1 protein-coding gene is annotated in these 23,196 nt (G+C 64.3%); it reads left to right on the top strand.

The window, feature by feature from the left end; genetic code table 11:
- The first annotated feature begins 4 nt into the window (after positions 1–4).
- A complete protein-coding gene (locus SADO_RS07790) occupies positions 5–23,173 on the top strand; it encodes a cadherin-like domain-containing protein (RefSeq protein ID WP_353110612.1) in 23,169 nt (7,722 codons plus the stop codon).
- Positions 23,174–23,196 lie beyond the last annotated feature (23 nt).

Raw genomic sequence — 23,196 nt, 5'->3', positions numbered from 1 at the left:
CGCCATGTTCGTCGATGCTGACACGGCTGCGAGCGACGCGGCCGGTGTCGACGCCGCACGTCAGCAGTCGGATGTAGACGTCTATGTCGTCGATCCGGCTGAGGACGGCATTGCTGCGATCAGTGACGCCGTCGAAGAGCAGGGTGGATACGATCGGATCACGGTAATCGGCCGGGGCACAGGCGATGGCGACACCGTCGCGCTGGGCACGGCGTCGTTGTCTGCCGATGGCCCGGACACGGGTGACGCCTGGTGGGGCGAAGGCACGCTCACGGTTTATGACCAGGCCGATCTGGCTCAGGCCAGCGACGGCGAGTTCGTCGACAGTGGCTGGATGGAAAATAACGCGGTCGAGCCGACGTTCGTCCTGCAGACGCAGGACGGCGACGACACGACGTCCGCAAACGACGACGTGGCCGCCGAAAGCGGCCTCGCGAACGCTGGCTCGAAGAGCGTCGTATTCGTCGACACCTCGATCGAGAACTACGAAAGCCTGATCGATCAGGTGGATCCGGAAGCCGAAATCGCCTTGATCGACAGCCAGCGAGACGGTGTCTCGCAGATCAGCGAATATCTCGCCGGGCGCGAGGGCATCGAGGCCATCCATATCGTCTCGCACGGGCGTGAAGGCGCGCTGTCCCTTGGCACGGCGACGCTCGACTCGGCCTCCATCAATGGCGCCTATGCCGACGACTTGCAGGCGATTGGTGCGTCGCTAAGCGAAAGCGGCGATATTCTCATCTACGGCTGTGATTTCACCGGCGGCGAAGAAGGCGCCGCCGCAGCCGCGTTGCTGGCAGAACGTACCGGCGCCGATATCGCCGCATCCAACGACGATACCGGCCACGCCAGCCTGAACAGCGACTGGGATCTGGAAACGCACGTCGGCGATATCGATGCCGAGGCGATTGCAGCAACCGGCTGGCACGGACGCCTCGCGCCGTCGATCGACCTCGATTTTTCCGGCACGCCCACACTGGTTAGCGGTAATGCCGGCCAACCCGGGGCGGTCTATCGCTATGCCGATGTGGCCGACGGGGTTGATGCTCTCGTCACCATCGACGCTGTGTCCAATGCTCAGGTATCCGAGTTTGATGCCAACGCGAATGGCGTGGCGGAGGGATTCTCACCGACCATTCAGGGCCAGGGCGCGAATGGTTTTGCGCAGTTCTCATTTCAGTTTGTAGAGAGCGGCACAACTAACGCGCGGGTCGTTAGCTTTACCTCGAGCTCACTCGACGTCGATAACACGGTCGAGACGATCCAGTTTCGTGGCACGAGCAGCTATACGGTCGAAGGCAATACCTACCTGACGGTCAACGTCGACTCCGCGAACAACAACGTCAATATTCGTGGTGGCGGGCCTGGGGCGTTCCCCACATCTCGCAACGACACACGGTATATCGTCTCGGCCAATTACACGGACGTCACGGGTTTCACCTACCGTGCCGGCGTGGACGGCAACGCGTCGCGCCAGACTGCGCTGTTGTTCGAGAATGTGGATACCGGTAACCCGGGCAACATCAACTACAACGATCCGCAGACCACGTTCCTGCCCGCCGCGTCGGATGACCAGGTCGTGACGAGCGAAAACACACCGCTGACGTTCCAGCCTCAGGCTAACGACGGGACTGGTGCTGCACCGACTACGATTTCCCAAATCAACGGCCAGGCCATCTCGGCAGGCGGGCCGCCTGTCACTGTGGGCAACGGCACCGTCGCGCTCAACGCCGGTGGCGAGCTGATCTATACCCCGAACACCAACTTCGGCGGCACCGATACGTTCACCTACACCATCCAGGACGCCAACGGCCGTACGTCGACCGCCAGCGTGGAGGCCGTCATCGACAACGATCGCGATGGCGTCGCCAACGTCGACGATATCGACGACGACAACGACGGCATCCTCGATACCGATGAGGGCTTGCCCGAGAATGTTCAGACCGGCGCATGGAGCCTTAACGGCAGGTCGGCGACGATGGACCTGGGCAACGGCGTCATCGTGCGTGCGACCGGCGACGGCACCACGAACTTTACGGCCAATACTTTCAACCCGCTCGGCACCGACTTCTGGAGCAAGGATCTCGCGGGTGATGACAGTCTCGCGACTGTTTTTGGCGCTTCTGACAGCATCACGTTCTCTTTTGAAGATGCCGACGGTAATCCGGTCGAGGTCGTCAACCCGGTCATTCACCTGGACCGTATTGGCGGCGCCAACGGCAATCAAAACTCATCGGTTCTTACGCTCCGGAACGGCAGCTGGGTGGAGCTGGCGGGAACCGATGATTTCGCATCGACCGCGAATACGGTTCAGGACGGAGGCGCAGGTACGCCTACCGGCTTGGGTTACAGCGCTGAGTCGTCAGGCGACGATGCCAGCGGTACGGCGGCCGGGTCTCTTCAGCTCAATGGTGTCGTGAGCTCGTTTACGCTAGATGCGTCGCTAGTTGGGCCTGTAGGTGACGACGGTATCGAGTTCATCATCGAGGCCGCGTCGCCGGTCCGACAGGACAGCGATGGCGATGGCCTGGCCGATCACCTCGATATCGACAAGGACAACGACGGCATCACCGATAACGTCGAGGCGCAGACCACGGCGGATTATATCGCGCCTTCGGGCGTGGGCGGCACGGCAGCGTTTCGTGACGCCAACGGCGATGGTCTCGACGACAACTACGCAGGCGGCCTGACCGAGGTCGATACCGACGGCGACGAGATAGTCGATACGCTGGATGCCGACAGCGACAACGACGGCCAGCTCGACATCGATGAAGCCGGCCATGCCGCTGCGACGCTGACCAACGCGGACGCCGATGGCGACGGTCTGGACGACGCGTTCGACACGGTGTCCGGCTTCGACGTGAATGACGACAACGTGGCCGGCGACAACGGCGGCGCCGACGGTGATTACACCCGCTTCACGTTGCGGGATGGCGATGGCGATACCAATGCCAACGAGGCAGTGCCCAATCGCACCAGCAACGATGCGGCGCCGCCCGTGGCCGACCTCGACTATCGTGACAACGTCGCGGCGATAGTCGCGGAGGCCGATACCGGAACCACCGACGAAGACGTCACGCTCAATGTCGATGCGTCTTCGGGCCTGCTTTCCAACGACCAGGGCGCCGCCGGTCAAGTACTGGTGATTTCCGAGTACTCGGTCGATGGCCGTACCGTCGCTGTCGATCCTGTCGCCGGCGGCACCACCACGATCAACGGCGTGGGTACCCTGACCATCCGTGCCGACGGGGCATACGACTTCGTACCGGCTGCGAACTACAACGGTGCCGTGCCGCAGGTCACCTACACGGTGGTAACCGGCGCCGCAGGCCGCACCACCGGCACCCTCGACATCACGGTCACGCCGGTTGACGATGCGCCGCAGAACAATATCCCGGGCACCCAAACGGTACCTGAGGACAGCGTGATCACATTCGCGCGCGCGAACGACAACGCAATTTCGATACAGGATGTCGACAGCGATACGGCAACGGTCACCCTGACGGCCTCCGACGGGTCGCTGACGCTTTCGGGCACCACCGGACTCACGTTCACGGACGGTGACGGCACCAACGATGCCGCCATGACTTTTTCCGGCTCGCTGGCCGACATCAACGCGGCGCTCGAGGGCGCGCAGCTTTCGCCGACCCCGGACTACGTCGGCAATGCCACGCTCACGGTCGAGACAGGCAGCGGCACGCCCGCCCTGACCGATACCGATACGCTTCAGATCAGCTATACGCCTGTCGCCGATATCGTCGACGACGCCGCGAGTACCGGCGAAGACACGGCGGTCAACGTCGATGTGCTGGCCAACGACAGCTTCGAGAATCCGGAAGCAGTCATCACGGCAGTCGATGGCCAGGCGCTGGTGGCCGGTGGCGCGGCCGTGGGTGTCTCCAATGGGAGCGTTCAGCTGCTCGCCAACGGTCAGCTGCGTTTCACCCCGGATGCCGATTTCAACGGCGACACCAGCTTCAATTACACGGTCGGCACCGCCAACAACAGCGAAACCGCGACGGTTACCGTCACGGTGGATCCAGCCAACGACGCCCCGGTGGTCAGCGATCCGCTGCCCGACCGCAGCGGTCAGGATGGCGGCCCGCTCAGCGTGGCGACCGCCGGCGCGTTCTCCGACGTCGACGCCGACACGCTCAGTTACAGCGCGACCGGTTTGCCGGACGGTCTCACGATCGACGCCGACACCGGCGAGATCACCGGTCGTCTGCCGAGCGATGCGTCGCTCGTCGGCCCCTATACCGTGCAGGTCACGGCCAGCGACGGCCAGGGCGGCAGCGTAACCGATACGTTCGTCATCACCAGCCGCAACGTCGCGCCGACCGCCAATGCCGATGAAGCCGAGACCGGCGAGAACGCCGCCGTAGCCGGCAACGTCATCGCAGGTGACGGTGCGGCCAACGGCGCCGATGTCGACGGCGGCGACGATGCCGATACGCTGGTCGTGAGCCAAGTGGGCGGTGATGCGGCCAACGTCGGCGAGCCGGTGACCGGCAGCGGCGGCGGTACGTTCATTGTCGATGCCAACGGCGACTACAGCTTCGACCCCGGCACGGATTTCGACTATCTGGCTGCCGGCGAGCCTGCGACCACGCAGGTCAGCTACGAAATCAGCGACGGCCAGGGCGGCACCGACATCACGACGTTGACCGTGACAGTCACCGGCACCAACGATGCGCCGGTCGTCGCCACGCCGCTGGAAGATCAGGCCGGTCGCGACGGCGATGTCGTTTCGGTCTTCGTCGACGGCGCGTTCACCGACATCGACGCCACCGACACGCTGACCTATACGGTCGACAATCTCCCACTGGGCCTGTCGATCGACGCGAACACCGGCGAAATCAGCGGCGCGCTTGCCGCGAACGCCTCGCAGGACGGCCCCTACACCGTCACGGTCACGGCCACCGACGGCGCCGGGGAGCAGGCGGTCAGCGCCTTCACCTGGCGCGTGACCAATCCCGCCCCGGTCGCCAGTGCCGACATGGCGATGGCCGCCGAGAACGGCACGGTCAGCGGCAACGTCATTGCGGGCGATGCCGATGGCAACGGCGCGGACGTCGACGGCGTCAACGACAGCGACGATCTCGATATCACGCGCGTCGGCGGCGATGCGGATGCGGTGGGTATCGACGTGCCTGGCGACAACGGCGGCACGTTCACCATCGACGAAAACGGCGACTACACCTTTACGGCAGGCGGCGATTTCGAATATCTCTCTTCCGGCGAAACCGCAACCACGCGCGTTACTTATACGGTGTCGGACGGCCAGGGCGGTACCGACACCAGTGTGCTCACGGTTGTCGTCACAGGCGCGAACGATGCGCCCGCTGCCCAGCCCGTGCCGGATCAGACCGGCACCGACGGCGAATCCGCCAACTTCCCGACCGCCGGCTTCTTCGACGATGCCGATGCCAACGATACGCCGATCTACACGGCCGATGGCTTGCCACCAGGGCTGACGATCGATAGCGCCACGGGCGTGATCTCCGGACAGTTCGCCAACGGTGCCTCGCAGGGCGGGCCGAACGACGACGGCATCTACAACGTCACCGTGTTCATCGACGATGACAACGGCGGCACCGCCCAGACCACCTTCACCTGGACAGTCGGCAACGCGCCGGTCACGGGTGTGGACGATACAGACAACGCCACCGAGGACGCCGGCGTCAGCCGCGCGGCCGCGGATGGCGTGCTCGCCAACGATAATGATCCGGACGGTGACAATCTGAGCGTGATCGGCGTCGAGAACGCGGCCGGCAACGTCGGCGCGGGCGTGATCGGCAGCAACGGCGGCACCTTCACGATCAACGCCGACGGCTCCTACAGTTTCGAACCCGGCACCGCGTTCCAGTATCTGGCCGAAGGCGAAAACGCCACGACGTCCGTGGTCTATCAAGTCAGCGACAGCGAGGGCGGCACCGACATGGCGCGGCTGACCGTCACCGTGGCCGGCGTGAACGACGCGCCCACGCTCGATTTTCCGCTCGAGGACCTATCCAACACCGACGGCGAGACCGTGTCCGTACCCACGGCCGGTGCGTTCTCGGACATCGATGCCAACGACGATCTGTCATTCGCTGTAACGGGCCTGCCCGATGGCCTCACTTTCGACCCGAACACCGGCGAAATCAGCGGGATGCTGGACGCCGACGCCTCCCAGGGCGGCGACAACGGCGCCTACACCGTCACCGTCACCGTGAACGATGGCAATGGCGGCACCGCGACAGACAGCTTTGTCTGGGCGATCGCCAACCGGGCGCCGGTCGCCGATAACGACGCGGCGCCAACCACTGAGGGCGCAGCTGCCATATCGGGCAACGTGCTCGACAACGACACCGACGGCGCGCCGGATACCGACGCCCTGACGGTCAGCCAGGTCAATGCCGCCGACGGCAACGTCGGCGCCGGCATCCGCGGCAGCAACGGCGGTACGTTCACCGTCAATGCCGACGGCACCTACAGCTTCGACGGCAACGGCGAGTTTGAACGTCTGGCCGAGGGCGAAACCGCAACCACGTCGGTCGTCTACCAGGTCAGCGACGGCCAGGGCGGCACCGATACGGCGACGCTCACGGTTACCGTCACGGGCACCAACGACGCCCCGGTGGTACGTACGCCGCTGGCGGATCTTGCATCGAATGACGGCGATACGGTCAGCGTGCCGGCCGCCGGCGCCTTCCAGGATGCAGACACCAATGATGAACTGAGCTACAGCGCCGAAGGTTTGCCCGCCGGCCTGACCATCAACAGTGAAACGGGTGTAATCAGCGGTGCCATCGATGCCGCGGCGTCGCAGACGAACGGCGGAATCTACAGCATCATCGTCACTGCTGATGACAACAATGGCGGCACGGTCACCGACACCTTCACCTGGAACATCACCAACCGCCGGCCCGTGGCCGCGGATGACGTGACTACCACCACCGAAAACGCGGCAGTCAGCGGCAACGTGATCGACGGCACGCCCGACGGCGATGCCGACGTCGACGGTGCGGGCGATACCGATACGCTTACCGTCGCGCAGGTCGGCGGCGATGCGGGCGGTGTCGGCAACGCCGTGGTTGGCGGCAACGGCGGTACGTTCACGATCGACATCAACGGCAACTACAGCTTTGACCCCGGCACCGACTTCGACGATCTGGCCGTGGGCGAAACGCGCGACACCTCGGTCACCTATCAGATCACCGACGGCCAGGGCGGTACGGATATCGCCCGCCTGACCGTCACCGTGACCGGCGAAAACGATGCGCCCGTCGTGGCGAACGAGGGACTCCAAAATCTGGCCAGCAACGACGGCGAGACGGTATCCGTACCGACCGCCGGCGCCTTCGACGATGTCGATACCAACGACACATTGACCTACAGCGCGGAGCTCGCTGGGGAAAACACCTTGCCGCCGGGGCTGCAGATCGACCCGAATACCGGCGTGATTACAGGTACGCTCGACAACAACGCCTCTGAAAATACGCCGTACACGGTCACGATTACCGTCACCGATTCACAGGGGGAATCTACCACCAGTACGTTCGACTGGAGCATCGACAACGAGCCGGTTCAGGCCGTCGACGATACGGGTGCCACGACCGAGAATGCGGTCACGAGCGGCAACGTGGTCGCGAACGACAACGATCCGGACGACGATCCGTTCGAGGTCGTTGCCGTCGGCGGCGATGCCGGCGCGGTCGACCAGGACGTGATCGGCTCGAATGGCGGCACGTTCTCCATCGACGCGGACGGCAATTACAGCTTCGACCCGGGTACGGATTTCGACTATCTCGCCGAGGGTGAGCAAGCCACCACCTCGGTCACCTACCAGATCCAGGATGCCGACGGTGATACCGATCAGGCCCGCCTCACGATTCGTATAACCGGTACAAACGATGCGCCCGAGGTCGTGCGTACCCCGGCGCCGGTCTCCAGCAACGACGGCGAGCCCATTTCCGTGCCGACCGCCGGCAGCTTCGATGATATCGACGAAGGCGATACGCTGGCCTACACGGTAAGCGGTCTGCCGGCTGGCCTGACGATCAACGAAGCCACAGGTGAGATCACTGGCAGCATTGAGGCTGACGCGTCGCAGGGTGGGCCCGACAGCAACGGCGTGTATTCCGTGACAGTCACGGCCACGGACGGCGGGGGTGAAGGCGAGGCTGTGAGCACGACCTTCGCCTGGACGGTCGCCAACCGGCCGCCGATCGCCGTCAATGACGCCGGAGCGGCTACGGTCGGCGGCACCGCTACTGGCAATGTAATTGACGGCGCGGCGGACGGCGGCGCCGATCGCGACGGTGGCCTCGATGACGACCCGCTCAGCGTATTCAGTGTCGCGGGCGACGTGGCCAACGTCAGTGACGGTGGGGATACCGTGTCGGTCGCCGGCGACAACGGCGGCACGTTCGTGATCGCTGCCGACGGCAGCTATACCTTCGATCCGGGCGCCGACTTCGACGATCTTGGCCCCGGCGAAACCGCCACGACCACCGTGCTTTACGAGGTCACCGACGACCAAGGCGGTACCGACGAAGCCCGCCTGACCATTACGGTTACCGGCGTCAACGACGCGCCCACCGTCGTCAATGGCGGAATCGACGCGCAGTCGAACAACGATGGCGAAGATGTCTCGCTGCCCACCGCTCAGGCGTTCGACGATGCCGACGCCAACGACACGCTCACCTACAGCGCGAATGTAGACAACGACAGCACGCTGCCACCAGGCCTGGAAATCGATTCGGTCACGGGGCGCATCACGGGCACGTTGTCGCCGAACGCATCGCAGCTGGGCGATGACGGCAGCTATACGGTAACGATCACGGCCACCGACAGCACCGGGGCCGCGGTCAGCACCGACTTCATTTGGACAGTGGCCAACACGGCGCCTGTGGCGGTCAACGACAGCGACAGCGCCGACGAGAATCAGACCGTATCCGGCAACGTGATCGCCGGCGCACCCGATGCCGCCGCCGGCGGCGACCGCGATGGCGGCGACGATACCGATACGCTGACCGTCGTCGACGTGGACGGCGCGGCGATCGCTGCGGGCGGTGACGCGACCGTGACGGGTGATCTCGGCGGTGCCTTCACGCTCGATTCCGACGGCAACTACAGCTTTGACCCCGGCGATAACTTCGATTATCTCGCGGCCGGCGAAACCGCGATCACGGGTGTCACTTACACGGTGTCCGACGGTCAGGGCGGTACCGATACCGCGCGCCTCACGGTCACGATCACCGGTACGAACGATGCGCCCACGGTCGCCAATGCGCTGCCGGACCTGGCGGCCAACGATGGCGACACCGCGAACATCGCGACCGCCGATGCGTTCGCCGATGTCGATGCCAACGACGCGCTGACCTACAGCGCCACCGGTCTGCCGGACGGAATTTCCATCAGCGCAGCGACCGGCGAAATCACCGGCGTGCTTGCGGCCGACGCTTCACAGGGCGGGCCGAACGACGACGGTGTATATACTGTGGTCGTCACCGCCAGCGACGGCTCGGCCGGCGGAACCGTTTCCGATACCTTCACTTGGACGATCGACAATCCGGCGCCGATGGCGGACAACGACATCGCAGCGACCGGCGAGAACGTCGACATCGCGCGCGATGCGGCGACCGGCGTGCTCGCCAACGACGCCGATGGCAACAGCGATACCGACGAACTGTTCGTTGCCGAGGTCGGCGGTGACGGGAACGGCGTTGGGCAAGCTGTGGCCGGCAGCAATGGCGGCCTGTTTACCGTCAATCGCGACGGCAGTTACGACTTCGCGCCGGGCACCGATTTCGACGATCTCGCCGCCGGCGAGTCACGCGATACGGCCGTGACCTATCAGGTCTCCGACGGACAGGGCGAAACCGCCACGGCGCGTATCGTGATCACGGTCAACGGCGCCAACGATGCGCCGACTGTCGCCAACGAACTGCCGGATCGCGACAGCCGCGACGGCGACAGCGTCACGGCCTCGGTCGCCGGCACATTTGCCGATCTCGATGCCAGCGACGAGCTCACCTACAGCGCGAACGTGGACGGCGAGAGTACGCTGCCGCCCGGCCTGTCGCTCGACCCGGGCACGGGGCGGATTACCGGCACGCTGGATGCCGATGCCTCCGACGGCGCGCCCTATACCGTGGTGATCACTGCCACCGACTTGCAGAACGCGAGCGTGCAGACTTCATTCACCTGGACCGTCACCAACCCGGGCCCAATTGCGGCACCGGATACGGCCGACACGCAGGAGAACGATGCGTTCTCTGTCGATGCTGCGAACGGCGTACTCGCCAACGATGTGGACGGCGGCAACGACACCGACGCGCTCGAAGTCACGCTTGCCGGCGCGGATGCGGACAACCTGGCCCCCATCGCGGATCCGGTTGCCGGCTCCGAGGGCGGCACGTTCACGCTCAACGGTGACGGCAGCTACACGTTCGATCCGGGCACGGATTTCGATGATCTGGCCGTGGACGACCTGCGTAGCACGCAGATCACTTACCAGGTCAGCGATGCCCAGGGCGCGACCGCGACCGAAACACTGACCGTAACGGTGACCGGCACCAACGACGGGCCCACGGTCGTGGCACCAGTTGACGACGTGCAGGCTGATGATGGCGATGCGATTTCCGTCACCACCGCCGATGCCTTTGCCGATATCGACGGCGATACGCTCACCTATACGGCGGCCGGTCTGCCGCCGGGTCTGGCGATCGACAGTGCGACGGGCGAAATCACCGGCACGCTAAGCCCGGACGCTTCGCAGAACGACCCGGTCGAAATTACCGTCACCGCGAACGACGGCAATGCCACGACGTCGACCTCCTTCACGCTGACCTCGACCAATGTCGTGCCGGTGGCCGCCGCCGATCTCGCCGAGACGGACGAAAACATCGTCACGAGCGGCAACGTGATCGCCGGCGATGCCAACGGCGTCGGCGCCGATACCGACGGTGGCAACGATACGGATACGCTCACGGCCACAACCCTCGGCGGGCAGCCCGTGCCGCCGGCCGGCTCGGTCACCGTGGACGGCACCGGTGGTGGCAGTTTCACGCTGTCGGCCAACGGCGATTACAGCTTCGACCCGGGCGCCGATTTCGACGACCTCGCTGTGGACGAGACCCGGACCGCCAGCGTCGCCTACGAAGTGAGCGACGGCCAAGGCGGTACCGCGACGTCGACGATCAGCGTCACCGTGCGCGGCACCAACGACGCGCCGACGGTCGTCGGCGATGGCCTGCCGAACCAGAACGCTAACGACGGCGATACGGTTTCCATTGAGACCGCCGACGCATTCGCTGACGCGGATATCAGCGACATCCTGACCTACTCCGCAACCGGTCTGCCCGCTGGCCTGGACATCGATCCCGACACCGGATTGATTACGGGCACGCTGGGGCCGGATGCCTCGGACAACGGCCCGTTCACGATCACCGTGACGGCCGACGACGGCAACGAAGGCACGGCATCAAGCACGTTCACGCTCGCCGCCGCCAACGTCGATCCCGTCGCGCGCGACGACAGCGGCAACACCCCCGAGCGCGACCCGCTGTCCGGCGACGTGCTGGCCAACGACAACGACGGTGGCCAGGACACCGATGCTCTTACCGTTTCGCAGGTCAATGGCGAGACCGACAACATCGGTACGCCGGTCGCAGGCAGCGACGGTGGCACGTTCACGATCGGCGAGCAGGGGCAGTACGTCTTCAATCCGGGCACCGACTTCGCCGACCTGGGCGATGGTCAGCAACGCGACACCAGCGTCAGCTACCAGATCGACGATGGCCAGGGCGGCACCGCCGTCGCCACGCTCACCGTGACGGTGACCGGCGGCAACGATGCGCCGGTGGTGGACGCGCCCACGCCGGATCAGTCCTATGACGATGGTGAGGCCGTGTCGATCGCGGCCGGCGATGCGTTCATCGATGCCGAAGGCGACGATCTGTCGTTCTTTGCGACCGCGGCGGACGCGAACGGTAATCCGGTCGAGCTGGGCGATCTCGGTCTGGCGATCGACCCCGACACCGGGGAAATCACCGGCGCGCTCGTCGCCGATGCGTCGGCTGCCGGGCCCTACGCGGTCACCGTCACCGCGCTCGACGGCAACGGCGGTTCGAACAGCGACGAATTCGCACTCGCGGTGAATAATGTCGAGCCGATCGCGGCGGCCGACACCGTCTCGACCGACGAAAACACGCTGGCCACCGGCAACGTGCTGGATAACGATGCCGACGGCGGCCAGGACACCGATCCCCTGACCGTTTCGCAGGTCAACGGCGAGGCCGGCAATGTCGGTACGCCGACGGCCGGCGCCAACGGAGGCCAGTTCACGATCGGTCCGGACGGCACGTACAGCTTCGAGCCGGGTGCGGACTTCGACGATCTGGCTGTGGGCGAGAGCCGCACGACCACGATCAGCTACGAGGTTTCGGACGGCAATGGCGGAACAGATACCGCGACGCTGACGGTTACGGTCAACGGCACGAACGACGCGCCGGCTGCGAACGCGGACAGCAACGCCACCAGTGAAAATATTGTGTTAAGTGGCGATGTGCTGGCCAATGACGCCGATGCCGACGTCACTGACACGCTGGTCGTGTCGCAGGTCAACGGCGATTCGAATGGTGTCGGCTCGCCGGTCGGTGCGGTCGACGGCGGCCAGTTCACCATCAACGCCGACGGCAGTTACGATTTCGACCCGAAGGGCGACTTCGACGACCTGGCGGTCGGCGAGAGCCGTACGACGACGATCAGCTATCAGGTTTCTGATGGCAACGGCGGCTTCGATACGGCCGTTCTGACTGTCACGGTCAACGGTACCAACGATGGCCCCGTAGCTGTCGCGGATACAAATACCACGACCGAAAATGTCGCCGTCAGCGGTGATGTGCTTGCGAACGATACCGATGTCGACGCCAGCGACGTTCTGGTGGTCTCTCAGGTCAACGGCGATCCCAATGGTGTCGGTACGCCAGTGCAAGCGATCGGCGGCGGCCAGTTCACCATCGACGCCGACGGCACCTACAGTTTCGATCCGAACGGGGACTTTGATGATCTGGCCGTGGGCGAAAGCCGCACGACGCAGGTCAATTACCAGGTTGACGACGGTAACGGGGGCTTGGCAACGACGACGTTGACGGTCACCGTCAACGGTAGCAACGATGTGCCGTCTGCTGTCGCAGACATCAACGCTACGACTGAAAATGTTGCTGCGAGCGGCGATGTGCTGGCCAACGATACGGATGTCGACGCCAGCGATGTGCTCACCGTCACCCAGGTCAATGGCACCACGGCGGGCGTAGGCGCCGCAGTGGACGTTGCCAGCGGCGGCCGGTTCACGATCAACGCTGACGGCAGCTACGATTTCGACCCGGACGGCGACTTTGATGATCTGGCCGTCGGTGAAAGTCGTACGACGCAGGTCAACTACCAGGTCGACGACGGCAACGGCGGCACTGACACCGCCACACTTACCGTTACGGTCAATGGTACTAATGATGTGCCGGTTGCGGCTGCAGATGCCAACGCGACAAGCGAGAACGTTTCGGCGAGCGGCAATGTGCTCGCGAATGACACCGATGCCGATGCCAACGACACGCTGGCCGTATCGCAGATCAACGGCGATCCGAATGGTGTCGGCTCGCCGGTCGATGCGGTTGACGGTGGTCAGTTCACCATTAACGCCGACGGCAGCTACGATTTCGATCCGGACGGCGACTTCGACGACCTCGCTGTTGGCGAAAGCCGTACGACGACGATCAGCTATCAGGTTTCTGATGGCAACGGCGGCTTCGATACGGCCGTTCTGACGGTCACGGTCAACGGTACGAACGACGCGCCGGTTGCGGACGCGGACAGCAACGCCACCAGTGAAAATATTGCGGTAAGTGGCGATGTGCTGGCCAATGACGCCGATGCCGACGTCAACGACACGCTGGTCGTGTCGCAGGTCAACGGCGATTCGAATGGTGTCGGCTCGGCGGTCGATGCGGTCGACGGTGGCCAGTTCACCATCAACGCCGACGGCAGTTACGATTTCGACCCGAATGGCGACTGCGACGACCTGGCGGTCGGCGAGAGCCGTACGACGACGATCAGCTATCAGGTTTCTGATGGCAACGGCGGCTTCGATACGGCCGTTCTGACTGTCACGGTCAACGGTACGAACGACGCGCCGGTAGCGGTCGCGGATACCAACGCGGCCAGCGAAGATGCCGTGGCGAGTGGCGATGTACTAGCCAACGACACCGACGTCGATGCCAGCGACGTTCTGGTGGTGTCCCAGGTCAACGGCGACCCCGCAGGCGTTGGCTCGCCGGTCAATGCCGTCAACGGCGGCCAGTTCACGGTGAATGCCGATGGCAGTTACGACTTCGACCCGAACGGCGACTTCGACGACCTCGCAGTAGGCGAAAGCCGCACGAGCACGGTCACTTATCAGGTTTCCGACGGCAACGGCGGCACCGACACGACTACCCTGACCGTCACGGTGACGGGTGCCAACGACGCGCCGATCGTCACCGCGCCGCTCGCAGACCAGGATGCCAACGACGGCGATACGGTGGCGATTTCCACAGCCGGGGCGTTCACCGACACGGACACGAACGACACGCTGACCTATAGCGCCGAGGGGCTGCCCGACGGTCTGGAAATCGATCCGGCCACGGGCCTGATTACCGGCACCCTGGCGGCGGATGCCTCGCAGGCTGGCCCGTACACGATCACGGTAACCGCCGACGACGGTAACGGCGGCACGGTCAGCGACAGTTTTGACCTGACAGCAGCTAACGTCGCGCCGACCGCTGGTGAAGACACGGCCAGCGTGGGTGAAAATGGCGCTGCGACAGGCAATGTGCTGGTCAACGACGTCGATGGCGGCAACGACACCGATCCGCTCACGGTCTCGCAGATCAATGGCGATCCGGCTAGTGTCGGTACGCCGGTGGATGTGGCGACCGGTGGCCGCTTCACCATCAACGCGGATGGTTCCTACAGCTTCGACACGGACGGGGACTTCGATGATCTGGCCGTGGGCGAGAGTCGCCCCACCACGATCACCTACCAGGTTTCCGACGGCAATGGCGGGACCGAGACTGCGACACTGACCGTTACGGTCAACGGTAGCAACGACGGCCCGGTCGCGGTGGTGGATACCAACACCACGAGTGAGAACGTGGTCGCGAACGGCGACGTGTTGGCCAACGACACCGATACAGATGGCAGCGATATTCTGACCGTCGCCCAGGTCAATGGCGATTCCGCCAGTGTCGGCGTACCGGTGGACGCCGCCGATGGTGGCCAGTTCACGGTCAACGCTGACGGCAGCTACAGCTTCGATCCGGGTGCGGATTTCGACGATCTGGCGGTCGGCGAGAGCCGCACCACGACGGTCGATTATCAGGTCACCGATAGCAACGGGGGTACGGACACCACGACCCTGACGGTCACCGTGACCGGTACGAATGATGCGCCTGTCGTGACCACGCCGCTCGAGAATCAGACGGCCAATGACGGCGATACCGTATCCGTGCCGACCGCCGATGCGTTCACCGACGTGGATACGAACGACACGTTGACCTATAGCGCCGCCGGGCTGCCGGACGGGTTGGTCATTGATCCGGCCACGGGTCTGATTACCGGCATGTTGGGCGCGGACGCGTCACAGAACGGGCCCTACACGATTACCGTGACCGCGGACGACGGCAACGGTGGCACGGTAGACAGCAGTTTCGTTCTGCAGGTCAACAACGTGCCACCTGCCGCGGCTGACGACGTCGCGAGCACGCCCGAAAACGCGCTCACCAGCGGCAACGTACTGGGCAACGACACGGATGGTGACAACGATCCGCTGACTGTCACTCGGATCAATGGGGACGAAGCCGGTGTCGGTTCCCCGATCGCCGGTGCCAACGGTGGTCAATTCACAGTCAACGCCGACGGTAGCTACGATTTCGACCCCGGTGCCGATTTCGACGATCTGGCCGTGGGCGAAAGCCGCACCACCACCGTCAATTATCAGGTATCCGATGGCAACGGTGGCGTCGACACTGCCGTGCTTACGGTTACCGTCAATGGTCGCAATGACGGCCCGACCGCGGTTGCGGATACGGCGACGACGGACGAGCGAACGGCGGCCAACGGTAACGTGCTGGGCAACGACGCCGATCCTGACACCAGCGATATTCTCATGGTGGCCCAGGTCAACGGCGTATCTGCCAGCGTGGGTGTGCCGGTCGCAGGTAGCGATGGCGGTCAGTTCACGATCAATGCGGATGGCAGCTACGACTTCCAGCCGAATGGCGCGTTCGACGATCTCGCGGCCGGCGAAAGCCGCACCACGTCCGTCAGCTACCAGGCAGACGATGGCAACGGGGGAACAAGCACGACGACGCTGACGATTACCGTCAACGGCGTGAACAATGCCCCGGTGGCCGCTGCCGACAGCGACAGCGTGACCGAGAATGCGGTTACCGACGGCAACGTGCTGACCAACGACACGGACGCCGACGTCAACGATGAGCTGACAGTGGCGCAAGTCAACGGCGATGGCGGCAACGTCGGCACCCCGGTGGCGGGTGTTGGCGGTGGCCAGTTCACGGTCAACGGCGACGGCACGTACAGCTTTGATCCGAACGGCGACTTCGATGATCTGGCCGTGGGCGAAACCGCTACGACGAGGGTCAATTATCAGGTGTCTGACGGTAACGGCGGCACGGACACCGCCACGCTGACGGTCACGGTTAACGGTACAAATGACGTGCCGACGGCCGGCGACGACGCGGTCACTACCGTCGAGAATACGCCGGTTACGGGTAACGTCTTGGCCAATGATGCCGATCCGGATGCCAGCGACGTCCTTACAGTCGCGCAAGTGGGCGGCGATGCCGGCAACGTCGGCACCCCGGTAGCGGGTGTTGGCGGCGGCCAGTTCACAGTCAACGGCGACGGTACGTACAGCTTCGATCCGAACGGCGACTTCGATGACCTGGCTGTGGGCGAAAGCGCTACAACCACAATCAGCTACCAGGTGTCTGATGGCAATGGCGGCACCGATACCGCCTCGATCACGGTCACGGTAAGCGGCGCTAACGACGTGCCGGTGGCGGCAGCCGATAGCGACACAGTGACCGAGAATGCGGTCACCGATGGCAACGTTCTGACTAACGACACCGATGCCGATGGCAACGACATACTGACGGTCTCCCAGATCAACGGCGATCCGGCAAGTGTCGGTACGCCGGTGGCTGGCGCCAACGGCGGCCAGTTCACGGTCAACGGCGACGGCACGTACAGCTTCGATCCGAACGGCGACTTCGACGATCTGGCCGTGGGTGAAAGCCGCACGACGCGGGTCAATTATCAGGTGTCCGACGGCAACGGCGGCACTGATACGGCCGTGCTGACGGTTACGGTCAACGGTACAAATGACGTGCCGACCGCCGGCGACGACGTGGCCACGGCGAACGAGAACACGCCGGCAACGGGCAACGTCCTGGCCAACGACACGGATGCCGACCTCAACGACACGCTGACCGTGTCGCAGGTCAACGGCGATCCGGCCGGCGTCGGTACGCCGGTGGCTTCAGCCACGGGTGGTCAGTTCACCATCAACGCGGACGGCAGCTACAGCTTCGACCCGAATGGCGATTTCGACGACCTGGCCGCGGGCGAGAGCCGCACGACCACGATCAGCTATCAGGTGTCCGACGGTAACGGCGGCACCGATACGGCGACCATCACCGTCACCGTCAATGGCGCCAACGACGCGCCGATCGTAGACACCCCGCTTGCTGCGCAAGCGTCGAACGACGGTGACACGGTGTCTGTGGCTACCGCAGATTCGTTTACCGATGTCGACGGCGATCCACTGACCTACAGCGCCACCAATCTCCCGCCAGGCCTGTCGATTGATGCGGATACCGGCGTGATCAGCGGCACGATCGACAACGATGCCTCGGTAAACGTCGCACAGGACTACAACGTCACGGTCACCGCGACCGACCCGAGTGGCCAGAGTGACAGTAGCGACTTTGTGTGGACGGTCAGCAACCTGGCGCCAACCACGGCAGATGATGTCGACAACGTAGCGGAAGATGCGTCCATAACCCGTGATGCGGGTGCTGGCGTGCTCGCCAACGATAGCGATACCGGAACCGATACCGACCCGTTGATCGTGGGCCAGATAAATGGCGATGCAGCGAGCGTTGGGGCACCGGTTCGCGGTGATAACGGCGGCCAGTTCACGGTCAACGCGGATGGCTCCTACACCTTTGCATCGAATGGCGACTTCGAGGATCTGGGCGTCGGCGAGAGCCGGACCTCTTCGGTGACTTATCAGGCTGACGATGGCAACGGAGGCACGCAGACCGCTACGCTCACGGTCACCGTTGCCGGCGCCAACGACGCGCCAGTAGTAGACGCGCCGCTTTCGCCCCAGACCGCTAACGACGGCGAGACGGTTTCCGTACCGACCGCCGGTGCGTTCACCGACGCCGACGCCAACGACGTGCTCACCTACAGCGCGGGCGACACTTTGCCGCCGGGCCTGTCTATCAATCCGGCAACCGGTGAGATCACGGGCACGATCGATGGTGACGCTTCGGTGGATGGCCCGTACGAGGTCACCATCACAGCCACGGATCAGAGCGACACGAGCGTTTCCAGCACCTTTACCTGGACGGTCAATAACGTCGATCCGGTTGCGAACAACGACAACGACGAGGCCACGGAAGGCGCGACGATCAATCGTGACGCCGATGCTGGTGTGTTGGCCAATGATGGCGATGTCGGTACCGACACGGATCTGCTGAACGTATCCGAAGTCAACGGTGAGTCCGGCAACGTCGGTGCGCCGATAAGGGGTACCAATGGCGGCCAGTTCACGGTCCGGGCCGACGGTTCCTATGAGTTCGCCACCGGCGCCGACTTCGAGGATCTGGCGGTCGGCGAGACACGCGAAACGACGCTCACCTATACCGCCGACGATGGCAACGGTGGGACCGACACCGCCACGCTGACGGTTGTGGTCACGGGTACCAACGATGGCCCGGTTGTAGACGCACCGTTGCCGGACCGATCCAGCAACGACGGTAAGGACATCTCCGTCGACGCTTCGGCAGCGTTTACCGATGTAGACGGCGATACCCTCCGCTACAGCGTTACTGGGTTGCCTGACGGTCTGGTGATCGATCCAGACACCGGCATCATCAGCGGCAGGATCTCCAACGATGCCTCGCAGATCGGCTCCTACGATGTGACCGTTACTGCGACCGACCCGAGCGACGAAGCCATCACGAGCAGCTTTGTCTGGACAGTCAATAATCTGGCGCCGATGGCGACCAACGATACGGACACCACCACCGAAAACGTGGTCGTCAGTAGCGCACCCGGTGCCGGCGTGCTCGTCAATGACGGCGATACCCAAACGGATTTCGATAATCTGACGGTATCGCGCGTCAATGGTGATACCGGCGCGGTCGGCGCATCGGTTACCGGCGCCAATGGCGGCCAGTTCACCATCAATGAAGACGGCAGCTACGAGTTCGACCCGAATGGTGATTTCGACGATCTCGCCGTAGGTGAGAGTCGCAGCAGCTCGGTTACCTACCAGGCCGATGACGGCGACGGCGGCGTTGCGACCGCGACGTTCACCGTTACAGTAACCGGCACGAACGACGCGCCGGTGGCAGCCGCCGACAACGACAGCGTGACCGAGAACGCGGTCACCGACGGCAACGTGCTGACCAACGACACCGATGCCGACGTCAACGACGAGCTGACGGTGGCGCAGGTCAACGGCGATGCCGGCAACGTCGGCACCCCGGTAGCGGGTGTGGGTGGCGGCCAGTTCACGGTCAACGCCGACGGCACGTACAGCTTCGACCCGAACGGCGACTTCGACGACCTGGCGGTGGGCGAGAGCGCCACCGCGACGGTCGAGTATCAGGTGTCCGATGGTAACGGCGGCACGGACACCGCGACGCTGACGGTCACGGTCAACGGCACGAACGACGTGCCGGTAGCCGGCGACGACGCGGTCACGACGGACGAGAACGTTGCCGCCAACGGCAACGTGCTGGGCAACGATACCGACACGGACGGCAACGACGTTCTGACGGTCGCCCAGGTGGGTGGCGACGCCGGTAACGTCGGCACGCCGACGGCGGGTGCCAACGGTGGCCAGTTCACGATCGGCCCGGACGGCACGTACAGCTTCGAGCCGGGTGCGGACTTTGACGATCTGGCGATCGGCGAGAGCCGTACGACCACGATCAGCTACCAGGTGTCTGACGGCAACGGCGGCACGGATACCGCGACGCTGACGGTTACGGTCAACGGCACGAACGACGCGCCGGTGGCAGCCGCCGACAACGACAGCGTGACCGAGAACGCGGTCACCGACGGCAACGTGCTGACCAACGACACGGACGCCGACGTCAACGACGAGCTGACGGTGGCGCAAGTCAACGGCGATGCCGGCAACCTCGGCACCCCGGTAGCGGGTGTTGGCGGCGGCCAGTTCACGGTCAACGGCGACGGCACGTACAGCTTCGACCCGAACGGCGACTTCGACGACTTGGCGGTGGGCGAGAGCGCCACCGCGACGGTCGAGTATCAGGTGTCCGACGGTAACGGCGGCACGGACACCGCGACGCTGACAGTCACGGTCAACGGCACGAACGACGTGCCGGTAGCCGGCGACGACGCGGTCACGACCGCCGAGAACGTTGCCGCCAACGGCAACGTGCTGGGCAACGACACCGACACGGACGGCAACGACGTTCTGACGGTCGCCCAGGTGGGTGGCGACGCCGGTAACGTCGGCACGCCGACGGCCGGTGCCAACGGTGGCCAGTTCACGATCGGCCCGGACGGCACGTACAGCTTCGAGCCGGGGGCGGACTTTGACGATCTGGCGATCGGCGAGAGCCGTACGACCACGATCAGCTACCAGGTGTCCGACGGCAACGGCGGTACGGACACGGCAACGCTGACGGTTACGGTCAACGGCACGAACGACGCGCCGGTGGTGGACACGCCGCTCAATGATCAGGTCGCCGACGATGGCGATACGGTTTCGATCTCCACGGCGGGCGCGTTCAACGATCCTGACGGCGAGACGCTGACCTATGGTGCTGACGGTCTGCCGGCCGGTCTGAGCATCGATCCGGCGACGGGTCTGGTCACCGGCACGCTGGCGCCTGATGCGTCACAGGACGGTCCGTATAACGTCACGATCACCGCGACCGATCCCAACGGATCGACGGTCAGCGACAGCTTCCTGCTGACGCCGGCAAACGTTGCACCCGTCGCCGGTGAGGACGCGGTCAGCGCTGACGAAAACACGCCCGCAACCGGCAACGTGTTGGCCAACGACACCGACGGTGGCTCCGATAGTGACCCGCTGACGGTTTCGCAGGTCGATGGTGATCCGGCAGGCGTCGGCACGCCCGTGAACGCAGCCAACGGTGGCCAGTTCACGATCAACGCCGACGGTACGTACAGTTTCGATCCGAATGGCGACTTCGACGACCTGGCGGTGGGCGAGAGCCGCACCACCACGATCAGTTACCAGGTCGCCGACGGCAACGGTGGTTTCGATACGGCGACCCTCACGGTCACGGTCAACGGCAGTAACGACGTGCCGGTGGCCAATGATGACGTGGCGAGCGCCGACGAGAACACGCCGGTTACCGGCAACGCGTTGGCCAACGACACGGATGCGGACACCAATGACGACCTGAGCGTCGCCCAGGTGGACGGCGACGCGGGTAACGTCGGTACGCCGACGGCCGGTTCTGATGGTGGCCAGTTCACGATCAATGCTGACGGCACGTACAGCTTCGATCCGAACGGTGAGTTCGGCGATCTCGGCGCGGGCGAGAGCCGTACGACCACGATCAGCTATCAGGTTTCCGACGGCAATGGCGGCACCGATACGGCCACGATCACGGTTACCGTCAACGGCCTCAATCAGGGACCGAGCGCGAGCGATATACCCGATGGCCAGACGCCGTTCGGTAGCGATTACAGCAATGATGTTTCGGATGCCTTCGCAGACAACGATCTGAACGACACGCTAACCTACGGGGCCGAAGGCCTGCCGGCAGGCCTGTCGATCGACCCCGATACCGGGGTGATCAGCGGCGAACCGGTCGGTATCGGCGCGTTCGACATCACGGTTACGGCCACCGACAGCACCGGTGCGCAGGTCAGCGAAACGTTCACGCTGCGAGTGCTGCCGCCGGCAGTGGCTGCCGACATTGCCAATGTAGGTGCACCGGCCGGACCCTCGAGTGGCGCGGCCTTTGACGGTGGCAGTACGTTGGTATCCGGCGGATTCATCGGCTATTCCAGCCCGATGGATACCAGCATCTCGCGTGTCGAGCTGACCATTCCGGAAGGCATCGACAACGATCCGCTGAGTCTCGGTCTGCCAGACGGCCCCATCGCGTCGAGCGTGGAACCGGTGAATCTGCGCTACCAGGCGACCGAAAGCGATGGCTCACCGTTGCCGGGTACGCTGACGGTCAACTCGAGCACGGGTGAACTGACAGGTAGTCTGCCGCCGGGTATGGATCGTGCCAGGATCACGATCATCGCGATCGACGACAACGGCAACACGCGACCGCAGGAAGTCTGGGTCGATGCGAACGGCAATATTCTCGAGGCAGGAGCGAACGCCCGCGACGACGCCGCACCGCTGGAATATCGCCGCGTCGAAGTGCGGGTCGGTATCGATGGCCAGGTGATAGTCGAATCCATTGATGACGCCGGCAACACCATGCGAGCCGAGTCGATCCGTGTCGACGGCAATTATCTGGACATCCAGATCTTCGATCCGGAGTCCAGCGACGTTTCGGGCTACACGGCGACGCTCAGCAACGGCGATCCGTTGCCGGACGGTCTGGCCGTGGATCGTGATACCGGACGTATCACCGGCGAAGTGCCTGCCGGTCTGGGTACGCTGTCGTTCCGTATCGAGGCCCAAACGGCCGATAACGTGACTCGTGTGCTTGAGATCGAAATCGATCGTTCCGGTGCCGGGGGTGATTCAACGGCGTGGCAGACGCTGGATGCGCAGGTTCAGGAGGCGCTGGCGTCTTCGGGCGATGTGGGCGAGGCGGCACACGGTGCCCGTATTGCGGCCGCCTTGCGGTTCAACTGATGACGGTGCCGGCATGCGCACGG

The organism is Salinisphaera dokdonensis CL-ES53, from assembly GCF_040361215.1.
GTDB lineage: Bacteria > Pseudomonadota > Gammaproteobacteria > Nevskiales > Salinisphaeraceae > Salinisphaera > Salinisphaera dokdonensis.
The sequence above is the reverse complement of the archived record's forward strand: the minus strand, read 5'-3'. Positions and strand labels throughout refer to the sequence as shown.

Bases quoted from the DNA above. Each gene is read 5' to 3' on its own strand.
- SADO_RS07790 (WP_353110612.1), top strand. From the start codon at position 5: ATGTTCGTCGATGCTGACACGGCTGCGAGCGACGCGGCCGGTGTCGAC.